Genomic DNA, 17986 nt, shown 5'->3' on the forward strand with positions numbered 1-17986 from the left:
AGGCTGGAGCACCATGGAGAAGGTCGCCATCGTCGGCTGCGGAGGCAGCGGCAAGTCCTACCTGGCCCGCACACTGGGGAAGATCCTCGACGCCCCGGTGACGCACCTGGACGCCGCGTTCTACGACGACGAGTGGACCCCGCTGCCTACGGAGAAGTTCACCGAGCTGCAGCGGGAGCTGGTCGAGCAGCCGCGATGGGTGATCGACGGCAACTACAACTCGACGCTCCAGACCCGGCTCGAAGCCTGCGACACCGTGGTCCTGATGGACGTGTCCACGATCTCCGCGCTGTACGGGATCTTCTCCCGGCAGCTCCGGCACGGGGCCGGGCACAAGGGCAACGGGGTGCACAACCGCATCCACTGGGGTGTGATCCAGTACGTGGCGACGTACCGCCGCAAGATGCGCCCCCGCGTCATGGCCAAGATCGACCAGTTCGCCTCCGGTCGGGCCGACGTGGTGCTGCTGGCCAACCGGCGCCAGACGCGCCGCTGGCTGCACCAGGTGGCCGCCGAACACAGCTGAGCCCTCCGCGCCCGCGAGGGGAGGGCGCGGCATGACCGAGGCCAACCCCTTCCTCGATCCCGCGCGGCAGGCGGACCTCTACGGGGAACCCTCACGCCTGGCCGGACGGTCCAACGCCCTGATGCGGGCCAAGACCTCTGGCCGTCCCGTACCGGACACGATCGTCCAGCTGGTACGCGCCCACCACGGACGTGCCGACCGTCTCGGCATGGTCCTCGACGTCGGCTGCGGTCGCGGGACGAGCAGCAAGACCCTCGCCGAACTCCTGAGCCCGCGCCGGGTCGTCGGCCTCGACGCCTCCGCAGCCCTGATCGGGCAGGCCCGCGCACGCACGCGGCGCCTGCCCAGCGTGCAGGTGAGCTTCCTCCAGGGCGACTTCCACGAGCTGCCCCTACCCACCGCCTCGTGTGATCTGGCAGTCGCCGCGTTCTGCCTCTACCACTCCACCCGCCCGCACGCCGTGGTCGGGGAGATCAACCGTGTACTCGGCCCCGGCGGACTGGCCGTGCTGGTCACCAAGTCCCGCGACAGCTACCGCGAGTTGGACCAGCTAGTCGCCGCATCCGGCCTCGACCCGAGGGCCGAGCATCACGAGAGCCTGTACATCTCCGCGCACAGCGGCAACCTCGCCGACCTCGCCGCCACCGCGCTCGACGTGGTGAGCACCGAGGACGAGGAGCACCTGTTCACCTTCGACGGTCACGACCACGTCGCAGAGTACGTGGCCACCAACCCGAAGTACGACCTGGCACCCGGCCTGTACGGCAGCCCGCAAGCGGTGGCCGCCGTCCTGCACGAGTTCCTGCCGGACCGGCCGGTCACCACCCACTCCACCATCACCTACATCGTGGCCAAAGCGGCGGGAGGAGCGGCGTGACGAGGCATTTCACCAAGCAGTACACCGACTCCTCCCGGGTCGCCGCCGCCGTTCGCCACCACTGGTGGCTCACCGAGCACGCACCACCCCTGCATCTGCCGATGCTTCAGGTGATCCGGTCGAACAGCGTGACTTATCAGTGGGTCAAGGGGCGCCCGGCCCGACCGGAGGACCTGCCCCGCCTGGCACAACTTCTGGGCGACGCCCACGGCACCGCCTGGGCCAGCGACCTCCAGACAGCCGACCTGCACGTACCGCATCGCTTCGACGACGGAACCGAGTTCGCCGACTACCTCAGCCCGCGCACCGCCGCACTGCGCGTACGGCTGGAGCAGGGATATCTGCCCAACAAGGCCGCCCTGCACGCGATGCTGTCGCTGCTGGAGAAGACCGCAGAGGGACCGGCCGTCTTCTACAAGGACAGCAACCCCCGCAACGTCCTGATCGCCGAGACGGGCGTGCTGTTCACCATCGACACCGACGACCTCACCCTGGCCCCGGCGGCGTACGACCTGGCGAAGCTGGTCCTGACGCTGCAACTGACGTACGGGCCTCTGCGGCCGGCAGCCATCGATGCCGCCCTGGTCCTCTACAACGAGGCCGCCGCACGCCACGGCGTCACGCTCGCTGCCACGGACCGTGAGCGTCTGGACGACTTTCTCGCCCTGCACGCCGTCCTGACCGCCCCGTACGTGGGGCGCAACGGCTACCACTACGGCTGGCCCGCCGACTTCCCCCGACCCCGAGGCTGATCATGATCACCACCGAACTTGTCTTCGTCCGTCACGGCGAGGCCCAGTGCAATGTCGACGGTCTGGTCGGCGGGCCGCGGACCTGCACCGGACTGACCAACCGCGGATACGACCAGGTCGAGCGGGCCGCCTCCCGGCTCGCCGCCGAGCACCAGGAGCAGCCGTTCGACGCGCTCTACTGCGGACCACGCCTGCGCCTGATCCAGACCGGAGAGATCTTCAGTCAGGCCCTTCGCCTCCCGCTGACCATGGACGAGCGGCTCGACGGGCCTGTCCACGGCGATGCCGACGGCAGGCCCTGGCCGGAGGTGAAAACCGCCGCGGACGGCGGACCGCACGCCCACCCCGACACCCCCTGGGCGCTGGGATCCGACACGTGGAACGGGTATCTCGCCCGCGCCGCCGGTTTCCTGTCGCAGCTGATAGACGAACACGAGGGCGATCGCGTCCTGTTCGCCGCCCACGGCGAGACCGTGATCGCCGCCCACACTCTGCTCCTGGGCATCCCTCTCGGCGCTCCGGCGGGCTTCACCGTCACCCACGGCTCCCTCACCTGCTGGCAGCACCACCGCAACCGTCTGGACCAGACACGTTGGATCCTGGACCGGCACAACGACACCTCGCACCAACTCCTGGCGGCGGAGGCGGCTTCGTGATCACGGCGTCCGTCGATCCGCGCCTCGACCTGGCCCGTCACACGCTCGGCGCCGTCCGCGTCCTGCCCGATCCCGGCCTTCCGCCCCGGCTGCTCCAACTGATAGACGGCCGGGGACGACGGTACTTCGCCAAACAGCACGCCGACCGCACCCGGTACGCCCAGGAGGTCAAGGCGTACGGCTCCTGGGCACGCCACCTTGCCGGGCATGCACCGGAGTTGGTCGCCTGGCACGACAGTACGCACACGCTGCTGGTGACCGCACTGGACGGCACGCGGGCGGACGCCGTGGCCCCGGGCTCGCCCGACGAGGAACGCGCGCATCATGAGGCCGGCCGTATCCTGCGGCTGCTGCACCAGGCCACCCTCATCCCGCGCTCCGGAGCTGTCGGCCCCGAACTGGCGCACCGCCTCGCCCGCTGGATCGGCCGTGCCGAGCAGGCCGGCCTCATCACCGCCGACGAGCGCGGACTGCTGTCCACGCATCAAGAGGTTCTGGCGAACACGCTCATGGACAGCGCTGTGTGCCACCTCGACTACCAGCCCCGGAACTGGATCCTGGGCGAATCGTTCGGCCTGTACGACCTGGAGCACATGCGGCGCGACGCGCGGATCAGGGACTTCGCCCGCTTGGAGTTCCGCCGCTGGCAGGCAGTACCCCAGCTGCGGAACGCCTTCTACGCCGGATACGGCAGGCATCCCACCGACACCGAGCAGCGTCTCCTCGAATCCTTCGGAGCCATCGAGGCGATCACTGCCCTGGTCCGCGGACACGAGCAAGACGATCTCGCCCTCCTGGCGCACGGCCGCACCGTGCTGGCCCGGCTGCACTGACCCGTCAACACCACCGTTTCTGGAGACACCCGTGACACAGCAGCTGAGCTCGCCGCACACCCCCGTGCCCCGCCGAGCCGTCGTGACCGGCTCGGCCGGCTTCATCGGCTCCCACCTCGCGCACGCCCTCGTCCAGGCCGGGACCACCGTCATCGGGGTCGACCGCCGCGACCCGGTTATGGACCCCATTGCCGCGGCCAACCTCGGCCCTCTGCTGTCGATCCCGGGCTACGTACACATCACCGCCGACCTGGTCGGCTGCGCCATCGACCCCCTCCTGATCGACGCGGACGCCGTCTTCCACCTCGCCGGCATCCCCGGAGTGCGCCCCTCCTGGGGGCCGAAGTTCACCGACTACGTCGCCTCCAACATCCTTGCCACCAAACGGCTGTTGGACGCCGCCGCCCGCCTCCGCGTCCCCCGCCTGGTCGTCGCCTCCTCCTCCAGCGTCTACGGCACCACCGACGGCGGCCACAGCATCGAGACAGACCACCCGCACCCCGCATCGCCGTACGCCGTCACCAAACTCGCCGAGGAACAGCTCTGCCTCGCCCACGCCGCGCAGCCCCACAGCACCATCAGCGTCGTCGCCCTGCGCTACTTCACCGTCTACGGCCCCCGCCAGCGCACCGACATGTTCACTCACCGCGCCCTGCTGGCCGCGCTGACCGGACAGCCGCTGCGCCTGTACGGGGACGGCCACCAGCGCCGGGACTTCACCTACATCGACGACGCCGTCGCCGCGACCATCGCCGCGGCCACCACACCCGACGTCCAGGGAGTGATCAACGTGGGAGGCGGCTCCAACGCCTCCCTCCTCGAAGTCATCGGCATCGCGAACAGCCTGACCGGCCGCGACATCAACCTGCGCCACGAAAGCCCCCGCCACGGCGACGTCCTCATCACCCGCGCCCACCCCGGCCGCGCCCACGAGGTCCTGGGCTGGAAGCCCCAGGTCGACCTTCCCACCGGCATGCGCGCCCACATGGAATTCCTCGCCTCCGAACCCGCCGTGTACGGCCGAGCCGCCTAACCGGCGTTAGCCTGAAGGGAGTTGCTGTGGAGAGTCCTGAGCGAGCGCGGCTCGACGCCTTCTTCCGGCATGTCACCGAGAGGTTCCCCGCCGCCGGTCAGGTCACCTCGCTCATCGTCACGCACCTGCTCTCCGAGCGGCCGGCGTTCCTGCGCGCGATGGCAGCCGCCTCGACGATCGCCGCCGTGCTGCCCAAGCCCAAGTCCATCGACCAGCCCACGCTCGAAGCGGTCCAGGGTCTCTACCCCGTCCACGACCTCAGCCGGGAGCTGTTCGCCGACTCGACCCGTGCGCTGGACTACATCGAGGAGGCCGCGGCCGGGCAGGACCTCGTCCTGGCGGACATCGGAGGCTACTTCGCCCCCTCCCTCGGCACGCTCGTCGAGAAGTTCTCCGGCCGCATCCTGGGCGTGGTGGAGGACACGGAGAACGGGCACCAGCGGTACGCGGCACTCGACCAACTGGAGTGCCCTGTCATCTCGGTGGCCCGTTCACCGCTGAAGGACTGCGAGGACCATCTCGTGGGCCGGTCCATCGTCTTCTCCACCGACGCGCTGGTCCGTGCCCGCGGCGACATCCTGACCAGCCGCAACGCCTGCGTCCTGGGCTTCGGCAAGGTGGGCCGCTCCATCGCGCAGACCCTGCGCGGGCACGACCTGCGGGTCACCGTCTACGACAAGGACCCCATACGGCGCGTGCAGGCGCACTCGCACGGTTTCCGGACGACCGCGACCACCGCCGAGGCGGTCCGGGACGCCGAACTCGTCCTGTGCGCCACCGGGAACCTCGCCCTGCGCCAGCGCGACTTCGAGGCCCTGCGCAACGGCGCCTACCTCGCATCGGTGACCTCGTCGGAGGACGAGCTGGAACTCGCACCCCTCCACGAGCTCTACCAGCGCATCCCGGTGGGAGAGCAGCTGACGCGCTACGAGATCACCGGCCACTACTTCTACGTGCTCGCCGACGGCGGCGCCGTCAACTTCGTCCACGGAGCCGCTGTCGGCAGCTACATCCACCTCGTCCAGGCCGAGATCCTCGCCGCCACCGCCGCCCTCAGCCACGGCCATTTCCAGCCCGGCCTGCACACCATGCCCACCACCGACCGCCAGGCCATCGCCGGTATCTGGCTCGACCACTTCGACAGGTGAACCCCATGCCGCCGTCCCCCGACCACATCCGCGCCACCGCCCAGGCGTACCTCAGCCGCCACCCCGGTGAACAGTCGCTTCTCGACTCGCTGTTCACCGCTCTGGACGACACGCAGGATCCCACGCACCGCAGGACCTTCCCTGCTCACGTCACCTGCAGTGCCATCGTCCTCGACGCCACCGACCGCGTGCTCCACATCCATCACAACGCGACCGGCAAGTACCTCGCACCCGGCGGACACGTCGAGAAAGACGACCAGGACCTCGTCCACGCCGCCCTCCGCGAACTCCGCGAGGAGGCCGGGATCCCCCAAGCCGCGGTCACCCCGCTCCCCGGGTTCGAGGCGGTTCCGCTGGACATCGACGTGCACGGCATCGACGCCAACCCCGCCAAAGGCGAACCGGCACACCAGCACGTCGACTTCCGCTTCGTCTTCCGGCTTACCGCGCCACACGTGGTGACGCTCCAGACCGAGGAAGTCAGCGGCTACGACTGGCGGTCCTTCCAGGAGACCGCCGCCCCGACCGTACGCGCCAAGCTGGCGCTCCTTGCGCGCCCTGCGCGTTCCTGACACGCCGACCATCCGGGGGTTTGCCATGTCTGATGCTTCACCAGCACAATCGCGCACCGTACGCCGCCACGTAGCGGTCATCCCCTGTCGGTGGGGGGCCTCGCGCTTCCCCGGCAAGCCGCTGGCCCTGCTCGGGGACAAGCCTCTGCTGTGGCATGTGTACCAGCGCTGTCTGGAGGCCACGCGTCTGGACGGTGTGCTGGTCGCGACGGACGACGAACGCATTGAGGCCGCTTGCCACCGTCTGGGGATCGAGTGCATGCGCACCGGGGAGCACCTCACCGGCACCGACCGTGTCGCTGAGTGCGCCCAGCGCGTGCCCGCTGACGGCTATATCAACGTTCAGGGCGACGAGCCGTTCATCATGCCGGCTGCGATCGATGCCGTCTCGGAGGCGCTGCACCATCTCGCGGCCGGCACCCTTGCGGTCAACGCCTACACGGAACTGGGCGACGCCGGCGCCGTTCTGGACCACAACGTCGTGAAGGTCGTGGTGACAACAGGGGGAGACGCCCTGATGTTCTCGCGCCAGCCGATCCCCTATCCGCGAGCGGCCCGCCCAATGTATCTGCGGCAGCTGGGACTGTACGGCTTCACCGGTGAGGCTCTCCGGCAGTTTCGGCAGCTCTCACAGGGACCGCTGGAGCAAACCGAGGGCGTGGAGATGCTCCGCTTCATCGAGCACGGGCACGGCGTTCGGATGCTTCGGGTCGCAGATGCGGGCATAGCCGTTGACACGCCCGAGGATCTCGCACGGGCTCTCACCATCCTGCGCAGCCGTGCGCACGACCCTGATCCGGCCCCCAAGCTCGCCTCCCACCAGGTCACCGTGCAGCAGTAGGTGCATCCCGGTATTGATCACAGCCTGAATTGTCGAGGGACCACGGGACCGCCCGCCCTGCCGGGTTGACTCCACCCGGAGGAGAGCGAGAACCGCCCGGTCACCGGATGCCCCGCTCTCCGCGATGGCGAACTCAGGACCTCGACCAAGGCGATGGTTTCACCCTCGCGCAGTGAAAGGAAATTCATGCGTCACCCGACGCTCCTCGATGCCATCCTCGACAAGCGAGGGTGGCGGCGCTACGAGGTATTCGTGACGCAGCTTGCCAGTGCTGGAGCCAGGGCGGCCAAGCACTATGAGAATCCGCGCCTGGCCAGGGTGAAGAGTGTCACCAAGACCACGTACGGGCGGTGGTTGGCCGGTACGCAGGAACCGCGCGGTGACACGGCCACTGTCATGGAGTTCTGGTTCGGGCACAGCGTGAAGGAGCTTCTCGGTCCGGCACCGGAGCGGGAGTTGGTGCTCGCCAGAAGCCCCCATGACGCCTCCCTCGCTGCCGCGCACCGGCTGGACATCAGGTTCGACACCTCGTTCCTGTCCATCGCGGCACCTGCGCCAGGAGCTGGCGGGGTGTGGCACATGGACGGCCTGCGGATCCTGGATGGGACGTCTGTCGCGGTCCAAATGTACGAGGCAGCCCTCCAGCCCGGCTCGGTAGTGATTGGTGCAGAGGACCTTGAGCACCTGAGGTACTTCACTCGGTCCACGCGCCGGGCCTTGCTCCTTGGATCCCTCGGTGCCCAAGGAGCGGACGATCTCTATGCGTTGGATGCGGCGCACGCACGCCGTCAGCTTGCGATGCCTGTGCAGCGGCTACCGATTCCCATGCCGTACCGGCTCGATGAGTTGACCTACGCTCTGCTGTGGGCGTGCTTGAACCTGGACGACAGTCTCCTCGCGGATGACGGTGCTCTCTACCGCGAGCAGCAACGGCTCGACTTCCATCTTGAGCAAGGCCGCTCAGCTGCGGCCCGAACTGCCTATTCGGATCTTTCTCAGGTGGGATCCCTGTGGCTTGGGTCGCATGCCTGCGCTGCGTTCGTCGAGCGGCATCTGAATATCCGCGATGTAAGTCCTGTCATGTGGTCGCGGGCCCAATTCGGGGAACAAGCCGCAGGATGGCTCCTGTTCCGCGAGCGCCAGCGTGTTCTTCAGTTCATGCGTGACCGCTCCGCGGGACTCGAAGGCACACCAGGATGCGCGCTGTGCGTGCCCGAATCTGCCGTGCACGGCAGCGAGCCGTATGAACGGCTGCTGCTGCTTCTCATGGTCGCGTTGATGGAGTCGTACGGCCTGACCGTCTGGGTCTGCACACAAGAGGACTACGCTCGGCTCCCGGAATTCCACCTAACCTCGGACCGGCGGGTCATTGTGGCCGACTGGCTCGGCGCCGACGCCGTATGGAACGTGGAAAGCATCGAGGGCACGGCTGCGACCGACGCCTTCACCCAGGCGATCAAGCATGCCCAGACAGGCACTATCGCCGACGGGGCCACGCCCGCCGAGCGGATACACGCGTTCGCCGACTACCTCGGCCTCGGCCCGGACTGGACCCAATTGATCGAGCGCTGCCGCGAACTCGGTTCATGCGGCACCGCCGGCCTGCTGCGGGCACGAAGCCGCCTGATCCACACAGCGGAAATCGACCGGGTACTGCGCTTTATCGGAGAGTTCGACCTCACCTCCTGAAGCCCAAGCCCCACCAGGACCCACGGCACCACTCGGCACCACTCGGCACCACTCGGCACCAACAGAGCCAACGATGTGTACGGCGCCCCCTGCACCAGGAACAAGCGCGGCGTACTCCACATCGGTGAACCGCTCCGGGATCGGTGGAGCCTCCATCAGACCCGGAGCGGTTCACCGGTTGATCGTGCACTCTCGTCGCCGTCGTACGCAGCAGCTTGCTGACCGCCCCTCACCTGCACAGCCCTCGGTTGAATCTGCGCCCCGGAACAGGGATGTACGGACATCGGGCGCCTCGACGACAGCAGCGAAGCACAGAACACTCCGAGCAGGCCCAGCAATCAAGCGCCACCGCCGACACACGCCCTGCTCCCGTCCTCGCGGGAGTCACCCGGCCCGAAGGACACTTCCGCCCAGCCGGGTGAGCAACTCCGGCACCACATCCGCATCGTTGCCGTGTCGTCCCGGCCATCTCACTCTCATCCGACACGCCGATTTATTCGGAAAGCCCGAATCCGGCCCCGTCGGGCGTCCACGTGCACCTTGAAACGACTCATGAACGACTGCTCCAGGTGTAGCGACGACCGGTTGAATCGAGCAGGCTCTTCGTTACTCCTGATGCCGTTGGGAACAGGCTTTCCTGCGGGGCCATTTGGCTGTTGCCGAGGAGACATGTCGTTCGGGTCTCGGCGGCGTGGCGGCGTCCAAGTGTCGTCCGCCGGACCCTGCCCGGTCGGCACTTTGATGCCGTCAGCAAGTCCGGTGCACGGCAGAGAGCTTCCTCGGCATCGGGCTGGTCAGCAATGCGTCGGCACCGAGCCGGAGCTCAATCCATCCTGTCGTTTCGAGGACATCGATGTCTGCATTCACCTCGCCCGCTGCCGATTTGCCGGGCCCGGTACGCAAGGAAGTCCGGCACCGCCGGATTCGCAAGGATCCAGCCCCGGGAGCCCGGGAGCTGCGCCGTCGGTTGATCTGGCTGGCGATCGCTCCTACGGGCTCCGTGCTCCTGCTGACGGTGGTCGCCGGCCTGTACATCAGCGGGGAGCCCTCCTCCCCGCAGGCAGTCACCTTGGTGATCGCGGGACTCGCAGCAGCTAGCACCATCGCACTCGTGGCGGCTTGCTACCGCGCGTCCACCGTTGCCAGGGGAGTCGACGGAGAAACCCAGCTCGTCGCGGAGTGGCTGGAGTACCTGGACAAACAAGTAGCCGCAGGTGGCGAGGAGGCCCGCCTCGGGGCGGTCCGGTTGCAGAGGGGGCAGCGTCCCGTCGTGGCCGCTACCGTGTCTGCCATTGAGGGCGACCACCCGTTCGCCCAGCTGGCGCGTGACCTGCATGCCTACCGGGCAGTGGTGGGGGACGCCATGGCGCAGGCCGCGGGCCAGCGTGTGCAGGTCTTCGTCAACTTCTCCGATCGGCTCAAGAGCCTGGGCAACGCGGCACTGGCAAAGCTGGACGATGTGGAGCGGGACGTCGAGGAGCCCGACCATCTGGCAGCCCTGTACAGCGTGGATCACGACATCACCCGCATCAAGCGGGCAGCAGAGAGCATGGCGGTGATGGGCGGTGTGCCGTCGTCGCGTGCCGAGGGCCCTCAGTCCATCAAGGCCGTGCTCCGGCTGAGCATCCAGGAGATCCACGCCTACACGCGGGCCAAGGTGGTCACGGCTCCGGTCGCCCACCTTCCCGGCTATGCCGTGGCCTCGGTGACCCACCTGCTGGCCGAGCTGTTGGAGAACGCGACCGCCTTCTCCAATCCGTCCACCCGGGTGGACGTGAACGCCTCACTCGTTCCTTCCGGGCTGCTGGTCGAGATCGACGACAAGGGCGTGAGCATGGAGCCCGAGACGCTCACCGAGATGAACGCCTTGCTCGCCGACCACGAACACTCGGACGTCGGCGCGCAGTTGATCACGGCGGGCCAGAACGGACTGTTCGTCGTCGCATCCCTCGCCCGCCGCTACGGCGTCACCGTCCAGCTGCGGAAGAACATGTACGGCGGCATACAGGCAGCGGTAATCGTGCCACGCAAGCTCTTGGAGGACGGCCACCTGGAGGTCTCCGAGCTGCAGCGGCAAGCCTCTCGCACGCCGGTGCCCCGTAGCCCCGCATTCCGACCGCAAGCCACAGCGCCTGCTGGCCAGCACTCCACGGCCTCAGCCGGTCAGGACTCTGCCGCCCACCCGCCCACGTCGGCGGACCGGCCCGCCCGCCACGCACCTGGAGATGTGGTACCGGGTCCCGCGGAGACGGCCACCCTGTACCTCGTCGACAGCGGTACGCACAGCGGAGCCAGGGCGTTGCGTCCACTTCCCGTACGCCCCGACGATCTATCGGCCCCCGAGACGGCCGAACCGCCGGAACCCTCCCCAGCCGGCGCTGCGCGGCACGACGCGCCTCCGACCGAACACAACTGGCAGCTGGCCGCGCAATTCACGAGCGGATGGCACTCGGCGCCGGATGAAGGCGAGCAACCGGAACACCCTGCTCCCGCCAGCTGACCCCCCACCCTTTGATCCAAGGAGAAGATCACAGTGACCTCGGACACCTCGACCGACGGCAACGGCGGCCTGGACTGGCTGCTCTCCGACCTCGTCGACCGCGTGCCCTCGGCGACCGCCGCCACGGTGTCGTCCTCGGACGGCATGCTCAAGCACTACTACGGACTCGGCAAGGACGACTCGGACAGGCTGGGTGCGCTCGCAACCGGCGCCTTCTCACTCTGCGGCCAAGTGAATTCGCTCCTGCCGGATATCAAGGGCGGCATGGGAATCCAGGTGATCATGGAGACCGATGCCGGAATGATGTTCGCCGCGCGGGTAGGCGCCAACAGCGTGCTGGCGGTACTCGGCACGAAGGGCATCGACGTGAGCGTGGTCGGCTACGAGATGCGGATGCTGGCCACTCGGGCCGCGCCGATCCTGGCTACCCCGGTACGGACCGCCGTGGCCGGCTGATGCCGTCCCCCGAGCACGCTCCCCATCTCTCCGGCAGCGGTCCGCCCAGGCTGCGTCCGTACACCGTCAATGAAGGCCGCACCCGCCCACGCCTGGACCTGGAGCGCACCACGCTGGTCAAGGCGTGCCGCACCGCCCCGCATCCGCCCCAGGGGGCGCCGGAACGCTCGGACGCCTTCGCGCTGTGCCGGACCAAACTCACGATCACCGAGATCGCCGGACGGATGCGACTGCCGGTGCAGGCTGTCAAGGTCCTCGTCGCCGACCTGATCACCGAGAAGTTCCTGATGGAAATCCCGGCCCAACAAGCCGACGCCAAAGACCCGGACACCTTGAGGAGGGTCCTTGCAGGTCTCGAAGCCCTCTGACCAGCCGCTAAGCCAGTTGAAAGTCGTCATAGCCGGCGGTTTCGGCGCGGGCAAGACCACTCTCATCGGTACGACGAGCGAGATCGAGCCGATCTCGACCGATGAACAGCTGACCGAGGCCGCGATCGGCACGGACAAGATCGACGGCGTGGAGGCCAAAACCACCACCACGGTGGCCTTCGACTTCGGCCGCATCAGCCTCTATGACGACTTGGCCCTCTACCTCTTCGGCACCCCGGGCCAGGAGCGCTACCAGTTCATGTGGAACGACATCGTCGAAGGTGCCATAGGCGCTGTCGTCCTGGCCGACACCCGTCGCCTGGAGGACTGCTTCGACTCCATCAACTACTTCCTGAGGCTGGGTCTGCCCTTCATCGTCGCCGTCAACCTGTTCGAGGGCGCTGATCGCTACCCGCTCGATTGGGTTCACACGGCACTGCGCCTTCAGGCAGGCACACCCGTCGTCGGGTGCGACGCCCGTGACTCCCGTTCAGCCCGCCATGTGCTGATCACCCTGGTCAAGCACGCGCACACGATCGCCGTCCGCGCACGCCACTCACCTCCTTCCCTCGACCGGAGACAGCATGTCTGACCTCACGCGTACCCAGCGCACCCTGCACGCCCAGACTCCGCATCGGATGGCACGGCTGTACCAGCTCGCCCTCGCCGACCGTCCCGACGAGGAGTTCGACCGCTTCACCAAGAGCCTGGCCCGTGATTCAGGGATCCCCGGGGCGCTGGCGATGTCCAACGCGATTTCGGACCGGCAGTTCTTCACCGGCATACACCTGCCCACAGCAGACGAACTCGGCTCCGTCGCCGAGGCCGAGGCCCTGGCCGCCGCCGTGGGACGGGTCATGCCGCTGGAACACGGCTACTGCCCCGAGACGCTGGACCGGACGAAAGCCCTGATCCTTCCCGACGTCTGCATGAAGCCTGACTTCGCGGGCAACGATGTCGTCGACCTGGTCGGGATCCGCACGTACATGGGTATCCGGCTGATGGACAAGGAGATGGGGATCCCCCTCATGACGATCTGCGTCGTCGGCCGTGATCTCCGCCCGATGGAAGACGGCCGACGGATGCTCGCCTACATGAAGGAGCGCGGGGCGCAGGGCCAGTACCTCCTCGACCGGCGCATCGACGCGCTGTCCTGATTCACGAGGGCGCGGGGGCAGCGAACCGCTGGGACCACTGCGCTCCCGCTGTCGCACCCCGCGCCAGGCGTGCCAGCCGCAACCGCTGGACGTCAGAGGTCCCGGCCGGCGCGAAAATCGGCTGGGCATCGCGGAAGAACCGCTCCAGCGGCCGGTCGGTGAACAGCCCGCACGCGGCGTGCACCTCCATGGCCAACCGCGCTGACTTCACGCCGAGTTCGTAGTTCATCAGCTTCGCCGTCATCAGCGGACCGTCGCAGGCCAGGCCGCGATCCTGCATGTCGGCCGCTGCATAGGCGAGGGTCCCTGCCGTCTCCAGGTTGGCCACCATCTGCCCCAGCCGCTGCTCCACGGTACTCAGCTGGCTCAGGGGATGGCCGTAGCGCTCGATCTCGTCGGCGAAGCGCAGGCTCTCCTCGACAGTCGCCCGGTGCACACCGAGTGAAACTGCGGCCAGATTCGCCCTCCCGTACAGGACGCTGGAGGAGTCGGCCACGTCCTCGCCTTCGCCCGCCCTCCCCAGCAGGTTCTCCTCCGGCACCCAGACGTTCTCCATGACCACGGTGCCGAAGGAGAACCCGTTCAGCCCGAGGGCCGGCACCTGAGGGCGTAGGGAGACGCCGTCGCGCTCCTTCTCCACGAGGAACGCCGACAGGTCGCCTCGCCCCGAACCAGTTCGTACGACCACGCAGTGCAGGTCGCCGACGTGGCTGTTGCCCACGTGCGCCTTCTCCGCGTTCAGCAGCCACCCGCCCCGTCTCCGGCGGGCCCGCCCCTGGATTCCCGCGATCTGGCTGCCTGAGACCCGCTCGGTGACCGCGATCGTGGGAAGGCACTCTCCTCGGCAGATAGCCGGGAGCCAGCGGGCCTTCTGCTCTGCACTGCCGTAGTTGATGATCATGGCGACCGGGATCAGTGACGCCTGGACCGCGGCTCCCATCGCCCCGCAGGCACGGGCGAGTTCCTCGATGAGGATCGTCTTCGCGAGATAGCCCGCGCCCATCCCTCGGTAAGCCGGATCGACGGTCACGCCGATCCATCCTCGCCGGGCAGCCTCCCGGATCAGCTCGTCATCGACGCTCCGGGTCTGCTCCCACACAGGTATTCGAGGCAGCACTTCGGCCTCGGCGAAAGCCCGGACCTCAGCCCGCAGCTGATCGTGGCGCTCCGTGGTGACGCGACCGAACACCAACGCCCTCCCTCGACAGGCCCCGACGGCCGCAGCCCGCACGTACGACGGTGTACGTCGGCCACGGCCTCAGGGGGCCGACTACCGTTCCCACGATGCCCGCCGAACCGGCGACCGGCCCGGGCGGACACGGTCCACGCAGGTCGGCGCCGCTCATCCGGGCCCCGTTGGTGATACCGCGCTACCACCGTGACGATTTATCGCCTTCGTTGCACCACCATCGTTGAATCGTTCAAGTGTCGTTTCGCCCGGCGGGCGGATCTCGCTGCACTCCTGGCGAGGCGGAAAGTAGTGGTTTGTCAGGCTCTCCTGGGCAGCGTTTCGCTCAAACGACCGCCGAACGATCCCACTGCCGCGTAGCAGCGATCAGGACCTTCGGCCAGAGTTGTACCGCCCCGGGCAGCCACGTCAACGCCTCAGTCTTCAGACCGAGAAGTCGCCTCAAGCTGCCCTCAGCACCGGAGTAGCGCCGCTGCGATGGCACCGGCGAGGCGGGGGCCGCCGTCCAGCTTCACCGGATCGCGTTGGCAGGCGCTCCCCTGACATCGGCAACGCTGTTCGCCGCGCTCGCCCGGCAACTGCTCCGCCGCCATACAGCACCCCGCCGGAGCCGTCCGGCGCCAGGACCGCCAGTTCCGTCCGCGCCCCCCGTCGCGGGCGGAGCTGGCCCCCCTTTCCTCACGCATGCCGACTGACCGCACCGAGAGCGCCGACAGCAAACTCATGACCCTAGCCTGCGAACACCGCAACGACCTGCCTGCCGATCCGGCCGGCGCCACGACCGTGGCGACGCCCGCCGGTGCGCCGGTTCTCCTGAAGGAGGAGGACCTGACGATCCTGCGTCTGATCGCGGCCGGACAACGCCGCATCGACATCGCCGGAGCCACCTTCAACAGCGTCACTAAGATCGACACGCGAACGCGGCGACTGCGCCACGTGCTCGCGGCAGACAGCCGACAGCATCTCGCGGCTCTCGGCGCCGTGTACGGCCTGGTCACCTGCGAGCGCCTGCCCGGTGTGCCCGGCATTCCGCCTCACGTGTCCGAGGACGATCAGGCCGTCCTCGATCTGATCGTCGCCGGATTGAGTGCATCGCGCATCGCGGCCCGGCTCCACTGCGACGTCGACTCCGTGAACACCGCCATTGCGCGGCTCACCTTCGAGTTCGGCGCAGACAATCTGTGCCAACTTGCGGCTCACGCCGTACTGGTGGAGGCGGTGGCATGTCGTGCCGTCTCTCCGCGCTTCCCCGCCACAGCACTGTCCGGCCTGCCTCCGTTCCACGTGACGACTTCGGGCACCGGCGTCCTTCTGCACTCCACGCCGCCGCTGCCGTCGGCGGAATCCGCCCGCCGGAGCCCGGCCAGCAGCGTCCTAGCTGTCCGGGCACCCGACCCGACCGGAGCAGGCCGAGGCGAGGTGCGAGTTACGGGATCACGAGGGGGCCCGGCGCCGTTCCCGCCGGAGCTGGCCATCTGGGTCAACAATCTTGTGGGACTCCATCCGACTTGGGCGCTGCCCAACGACAGTTCCGGTGCCCGCTGTTGGCGGATGTCCTCGCCGGAAGGGATCGTCGAGTTGCGGGTTCCCCGGACCCACGGCGACCTCCATCGCGAGGTGTCCGCGCACCGGCACGCTATCGGCCGGCTGAGGGCCGGACAGGCACCACGCCTGCTCGGGTTCGACCCCGGGCTGCGAGCGCTACTGACGCGGCAGCCACGCGGCGAACGCGTGGATGACGCGCCCGACAGGGGCCTTCAGCTCAGCGAATCCGTGCAGGAGCAGGCTGGGCAGCTGCTGCGCATCCTTCACGAGAGCACACTCGGAGCCCGCGATCGGCATGCTCAGGCTGCCGAGAACACCCTGCGGTACGTCGACTACGTCGACCGTGTACTGGAACGGATCGATTTCCCGGTGCTGGCTGGGCACCGTGCGGGCATCCGGCACCGCCTGGCCGTCCTGCGCGAGGCGGTGCCACAGCTGCCGGTCGGCTTCTGCCACGGCTCGTACGGCGTCGGCGCCTGGCGGTGGCAGCGGGCGACACGGTCTCTGGCCCTGACCGGGTTCGAACGCTCGCACGTGATGGCCGCCGTGATCGACTTCGCCCGTCCGTCGCTGCTATGGGCTGACCACCCCACTCTGCAGGGCGCCTTCACCCGAGGGTACGGCCGGCCCTTGGAGGCGTTGGAAAGACGGCTGCTGGGCGACTTCGCCGTCCTGGCCGCCGCCGAGGACCTGTGGCACGCGAACCCGCAGGACGACGCCGAGACATACGCGCGTCTCGCAGGTGCCCTGCGTGCGGTGACAGGCCGCCTGTCTACCCCCGAGACCGTCGCCGCCGTTGACAGCAAGAAGGCTCCGACCGGATGAGGACTTGCGCTCAGCCTCCGTCATCGCCTGCCGGACCGTTCGCGTGCCGGTGTCGTGCTCATCCTCCGCGTCCCGATCTGGCCCGCCCGCACCCGACACACACCGTCTCATCCGCACCAGGAAGGACATCACGCTCCAATGCCCGATTCGACTCCGCTGCCGCCCCATCCCCTGGACGGCCTGCCGATCGCCGAGCCCGCCGAGTCCGCAAGTCTGCGCCTGCTCCTGGACCAGGCATTCGAGGATGCCGGCTTCGCGGCCCGTGTCGAGACCGGGGTCGGCGATGCCCTGGTGTCCGCCACCCTGCTCAGCACCAGGTTCCCCTTCGGCTCCTCAGCTCCCCTGGCAGCGGACTGGCTTGAACGGGAGGCCGTCGCTCCCGCCCATGCCCGGCTCGACGATGCGGACAACATCGTCTTCGACCTGTCCAGCGCCGCCGCCGTCCAGCGGCTGATCGCCGTACTGCTCCAACCACACATCCGCGCACAGACCACGGCCATCACCCTGCGCGAAATCCTGACCGGGCACGGCCTTGCCCACGCGGCCGACGTCCACGACGCCGATGTCGTCACCCTCACCCTGTGGAACTGCGCCGACCTGGACACCGCGGAACTCTTCGCCGGCCTGCTCGGCGCCATCGGCATCAGCGACGGCCTCGATCTGTCCCGCAACCGGCATCTTCGCCGCTTGGCCGACAGGCTGACCTGGCTCGCCATCGGTATCACCGGCTCCCCGGTCAAGGTCGAGGCGATACCCGGATGCACCCACGAACCCGACCAGGTGACCTTCGTGCTCACCGTCGGCCAGGCTCGCCTGCTGGCCCGGCGCCTCGATACGGCTCCTCCAGCCAACTCGCCGCCGCGCACTGCGGAAACGGGCTGACCGGGCACCGACGTGACAGAAACCGCTCCTCGAACTCGGCATACAGAGCACCCAGGAGCGGCGCAGCCGCGCGTGATCCGGCAGAAACCCGATGCATGAACCCGCACCCTCACCGCCTGGCCCACATGCCCCAGCTC

Annotated in this window: 18 protein-coding genes; 17 read left to right on the forward strand and 1 reads right to left on the reverse strand. The window is 68.3% G+C overall.

The features are described 5' to 3' along the window. Positions 1–13: 13 nt before the first annotated feature. The 15 genes from G3I78_RS22740 to G3I78_RS22810 all read left to right on the forward strand — a co-directional run bounded on the left by G3I78_RS22740 (position 14) and on the right by G3I78_RS22810 (position 13408). The gene (locus G3I78_RS22740) at positions 14–526 is read left to right on the forward strand and encodes a topology modulation protein (protein WP_164427471.1); all 513 of its coding nucleotides are present in this window, start codon (positions 14–16) and stop codon (positions 524–526) included. Positions 527–557: 31 nt separating this feature from the next. After that, positions 558–1403: a class I SAM-dependent methyltransferase gene (locus tag G3I78_RS22745; RefSeq protein ID WP_164427473.1), complete on the forward strand. Its 846-nt coding sequence runs from the start codon at positions 558–560 to the stop codon at positions 1401–1403. After that, positions 1400–2155, forward strand: coding sequence for a phosphotransferase (locus G3I78_RS22750; protein WP_164427475.1), 756 nt, complete (start codon positions 1400–1402; stop codon positions 2153–2155). The genes G3I78_RS22745 and G3I78_RS22750 overlap by 4 nt, the downstream gene beginning before the upstream one ends. Positions 2156–2157: 2 nt before the next feature. Then, positions 2158–2811, forward strand: a complete 654-nt coding sequence (locus G3I78_RS22755; protein WP_164427477.1) for a histidine phosphatase family protein — start codon at positions 2158–2160, stop codon at positions 2809–2811. Then, positions 2808–3644, forward strand: a complete 837-nt coding sequence (locus G3I78_RS22760) for an aminoglycoside phosphotransferase (protein WP_164427479.1) — start codon at positions 2808–2810, stop codon at positions 3642–3644. Before G3I78_RS22755 ends, G3I78_RS22760 begins: the two co-directional genes overlap by 4 nt. Positions 3645–3675: 31 nt before the next feature. Next, positions 3676–4677: an NAD-dependent epimerase/dehydratase family protein gene (locus tag G3I78_RS22765; RefSeq protein ID WP_343243819.1), complete on the forward strand. Its 1002-nt coding sequence runs from the start codon at positions 3676–3678 to the stop codon at positions 4675–4677. Positions 4678–4703: 26 nt separating this feature from the next. Further along, positions 4704–5825: an adenosylhomocysteinase gene (locus G3I78_RS22770; RefSeq protein ID WP_164427481.1), complete on the forward strand. Its 1122-nt coding sequence runs from the start codon at positions 4704–4706 to the stop codon at positions 5823–5825. 5 nt (positions 5826–5830) lie between these two features. Continuing rightward, a complete protein-coding gene (locus G3I78_RS22775; RefSeq protein ID WP_203615369.1) occupies positions 5831–6397 on the forward strand; it encodes an NUDIX domain-containing protein in 567 nt (188 codons plus the stop codon). Next, positions 6375–7238 carry a 3-deoxy-manno-octulosonate cytidylyltransferase gene (locus tag G3I78_RS22780; RefSeq protein ID WP_239157966.1) on the forward strand — a complete coding sequence of 288 codons (864 nt, stop codon included), beginning with the start codon at positions 6375–6377 and terminating at the stop codon, positions 7236–7238. The genes G3I78_RS22775 and G3I78_RS22780 overlap by 23 nt, the downstream gene beginning before the upstream one ends. Positions 7239–7424: 186 nt before the next feature. Further along, complete coding sequence (locus G3I78_RS22785; RefSeq protein ID WP_164427485.1) at positions 7425–8927, forward strand: hypothetical protein; 1503 nt, start codon at positions 7425–7427, stop codon at positions 8925–8927. A gap of 853 nt (positions 8928–9780) precedes the next feature. After that, complete coding sequence (locus tag G3I78_RS22790) at positions 9781–11427, forward strand: ATP-binding protein (RefSeq protein WP_164427487.1); 1647 nt, start codon at positions 9781–9783, stop codon at positions 11425–11427. Between the two features lie 33 nt (positions 11428–11460). Beyond that, entirely contained in the window at positions 11461–11883 is a 423-nt protein-coding gene (locus G3I78_RS22795; RefSeq protein ID WP_164427489.1) for a roadblock/LC7 domain-containing protein, read from the forward strand. Beyond that, positions 11883–12251, forward strand: coding sequence for a DUF742 domain-containing protein (locus G3I78_RS22800; protein ID WP_164427491.1), 369 nt, complete (start codon positions 11883–11885; stop codon positions 12249–12251). Before G3I78_RS22795 ends, G3I78_RS22800 begins: the two co-directional genes overlap by 1 nt. Further along, the gene (locus tag G3I78_RS22805) at positions 12229–12843 is read left to right on the forward strand and encodes an ATP/GTP-binding protein (RefSeq protein ID WP_164427493.1); all 615 of its coding nucleotides are present in this window, start codon (positions 12229–12231) and stop codon (positions 12841–12843) included. Before G3I78_RS22800 ends, G3I78_RS22805 begins: the two co-directional genes overlap by 23 nt. Continuing rightward, a complete protein-coding gene (locus G3I78_RS22810; RefSeq protein ID WP_164427495.1) occupies positions 12836–13408 on the forward strand; it encodes a GAF domain-containing protein in 573 nt (190 codons plus the stop codon). The genes G3I78_RS22805 and G3I78_RS22810 overlap by 8 nt, the downstream gene beginning before the upstream one ends. Position 13409: 1 nt before the next feature. Here the strand turns inward: G3I78_RS22810 and G3I78_RS22815 are convergent, their stop codons facing one another. Continuing rightward, positions 13410–14597 (reverse strand): acyl-CoA dehydrogenase family protein, encoded by a 1188-nt coding sequence (locus tag G3I78_RS22815; RefSeq protein ID WP_164427497.1) that lies wholly within the window; start codon positions 14595–14597, stop codon positions 13410–13412. A gap of 684 nt (positions 14598–15281) precedes the next feature. On the opposite strand from G3I78_RS22815, the gene G3I78_RS22820 reads away from it, so the two are divergent. Next, complete coding sequence (locus G3I78_RS22820) at positions 15282–16967, forward strand: hypothetical protein (RefSeq protein ID WP_164427499.1); 1686 nt, start codon at positions 15282–15284, stop codon at positions 16965–16967. 138 nt (positions 16968–17105) lie between these two features. Beyond that, entirely contained in the window at positions 17106–17849 is a 744-nt protein-coding gene (locus tag G3I78_RS22825; RefSeq protein ID WP_164427501.1) for a hypothetical protein, read from the forward strand. Positions 17850–17986: the final 137 nt, after the last annotated feature.

The sequence above is a fragment of the Streptomyces sp. SID13726 genome, from assembly GCF_010548375.1.
GTDB lineage: Bacteria > Actinomycetota > Actinomycetes > Streptomycetales > Streptomycetaceae > Streptomyces.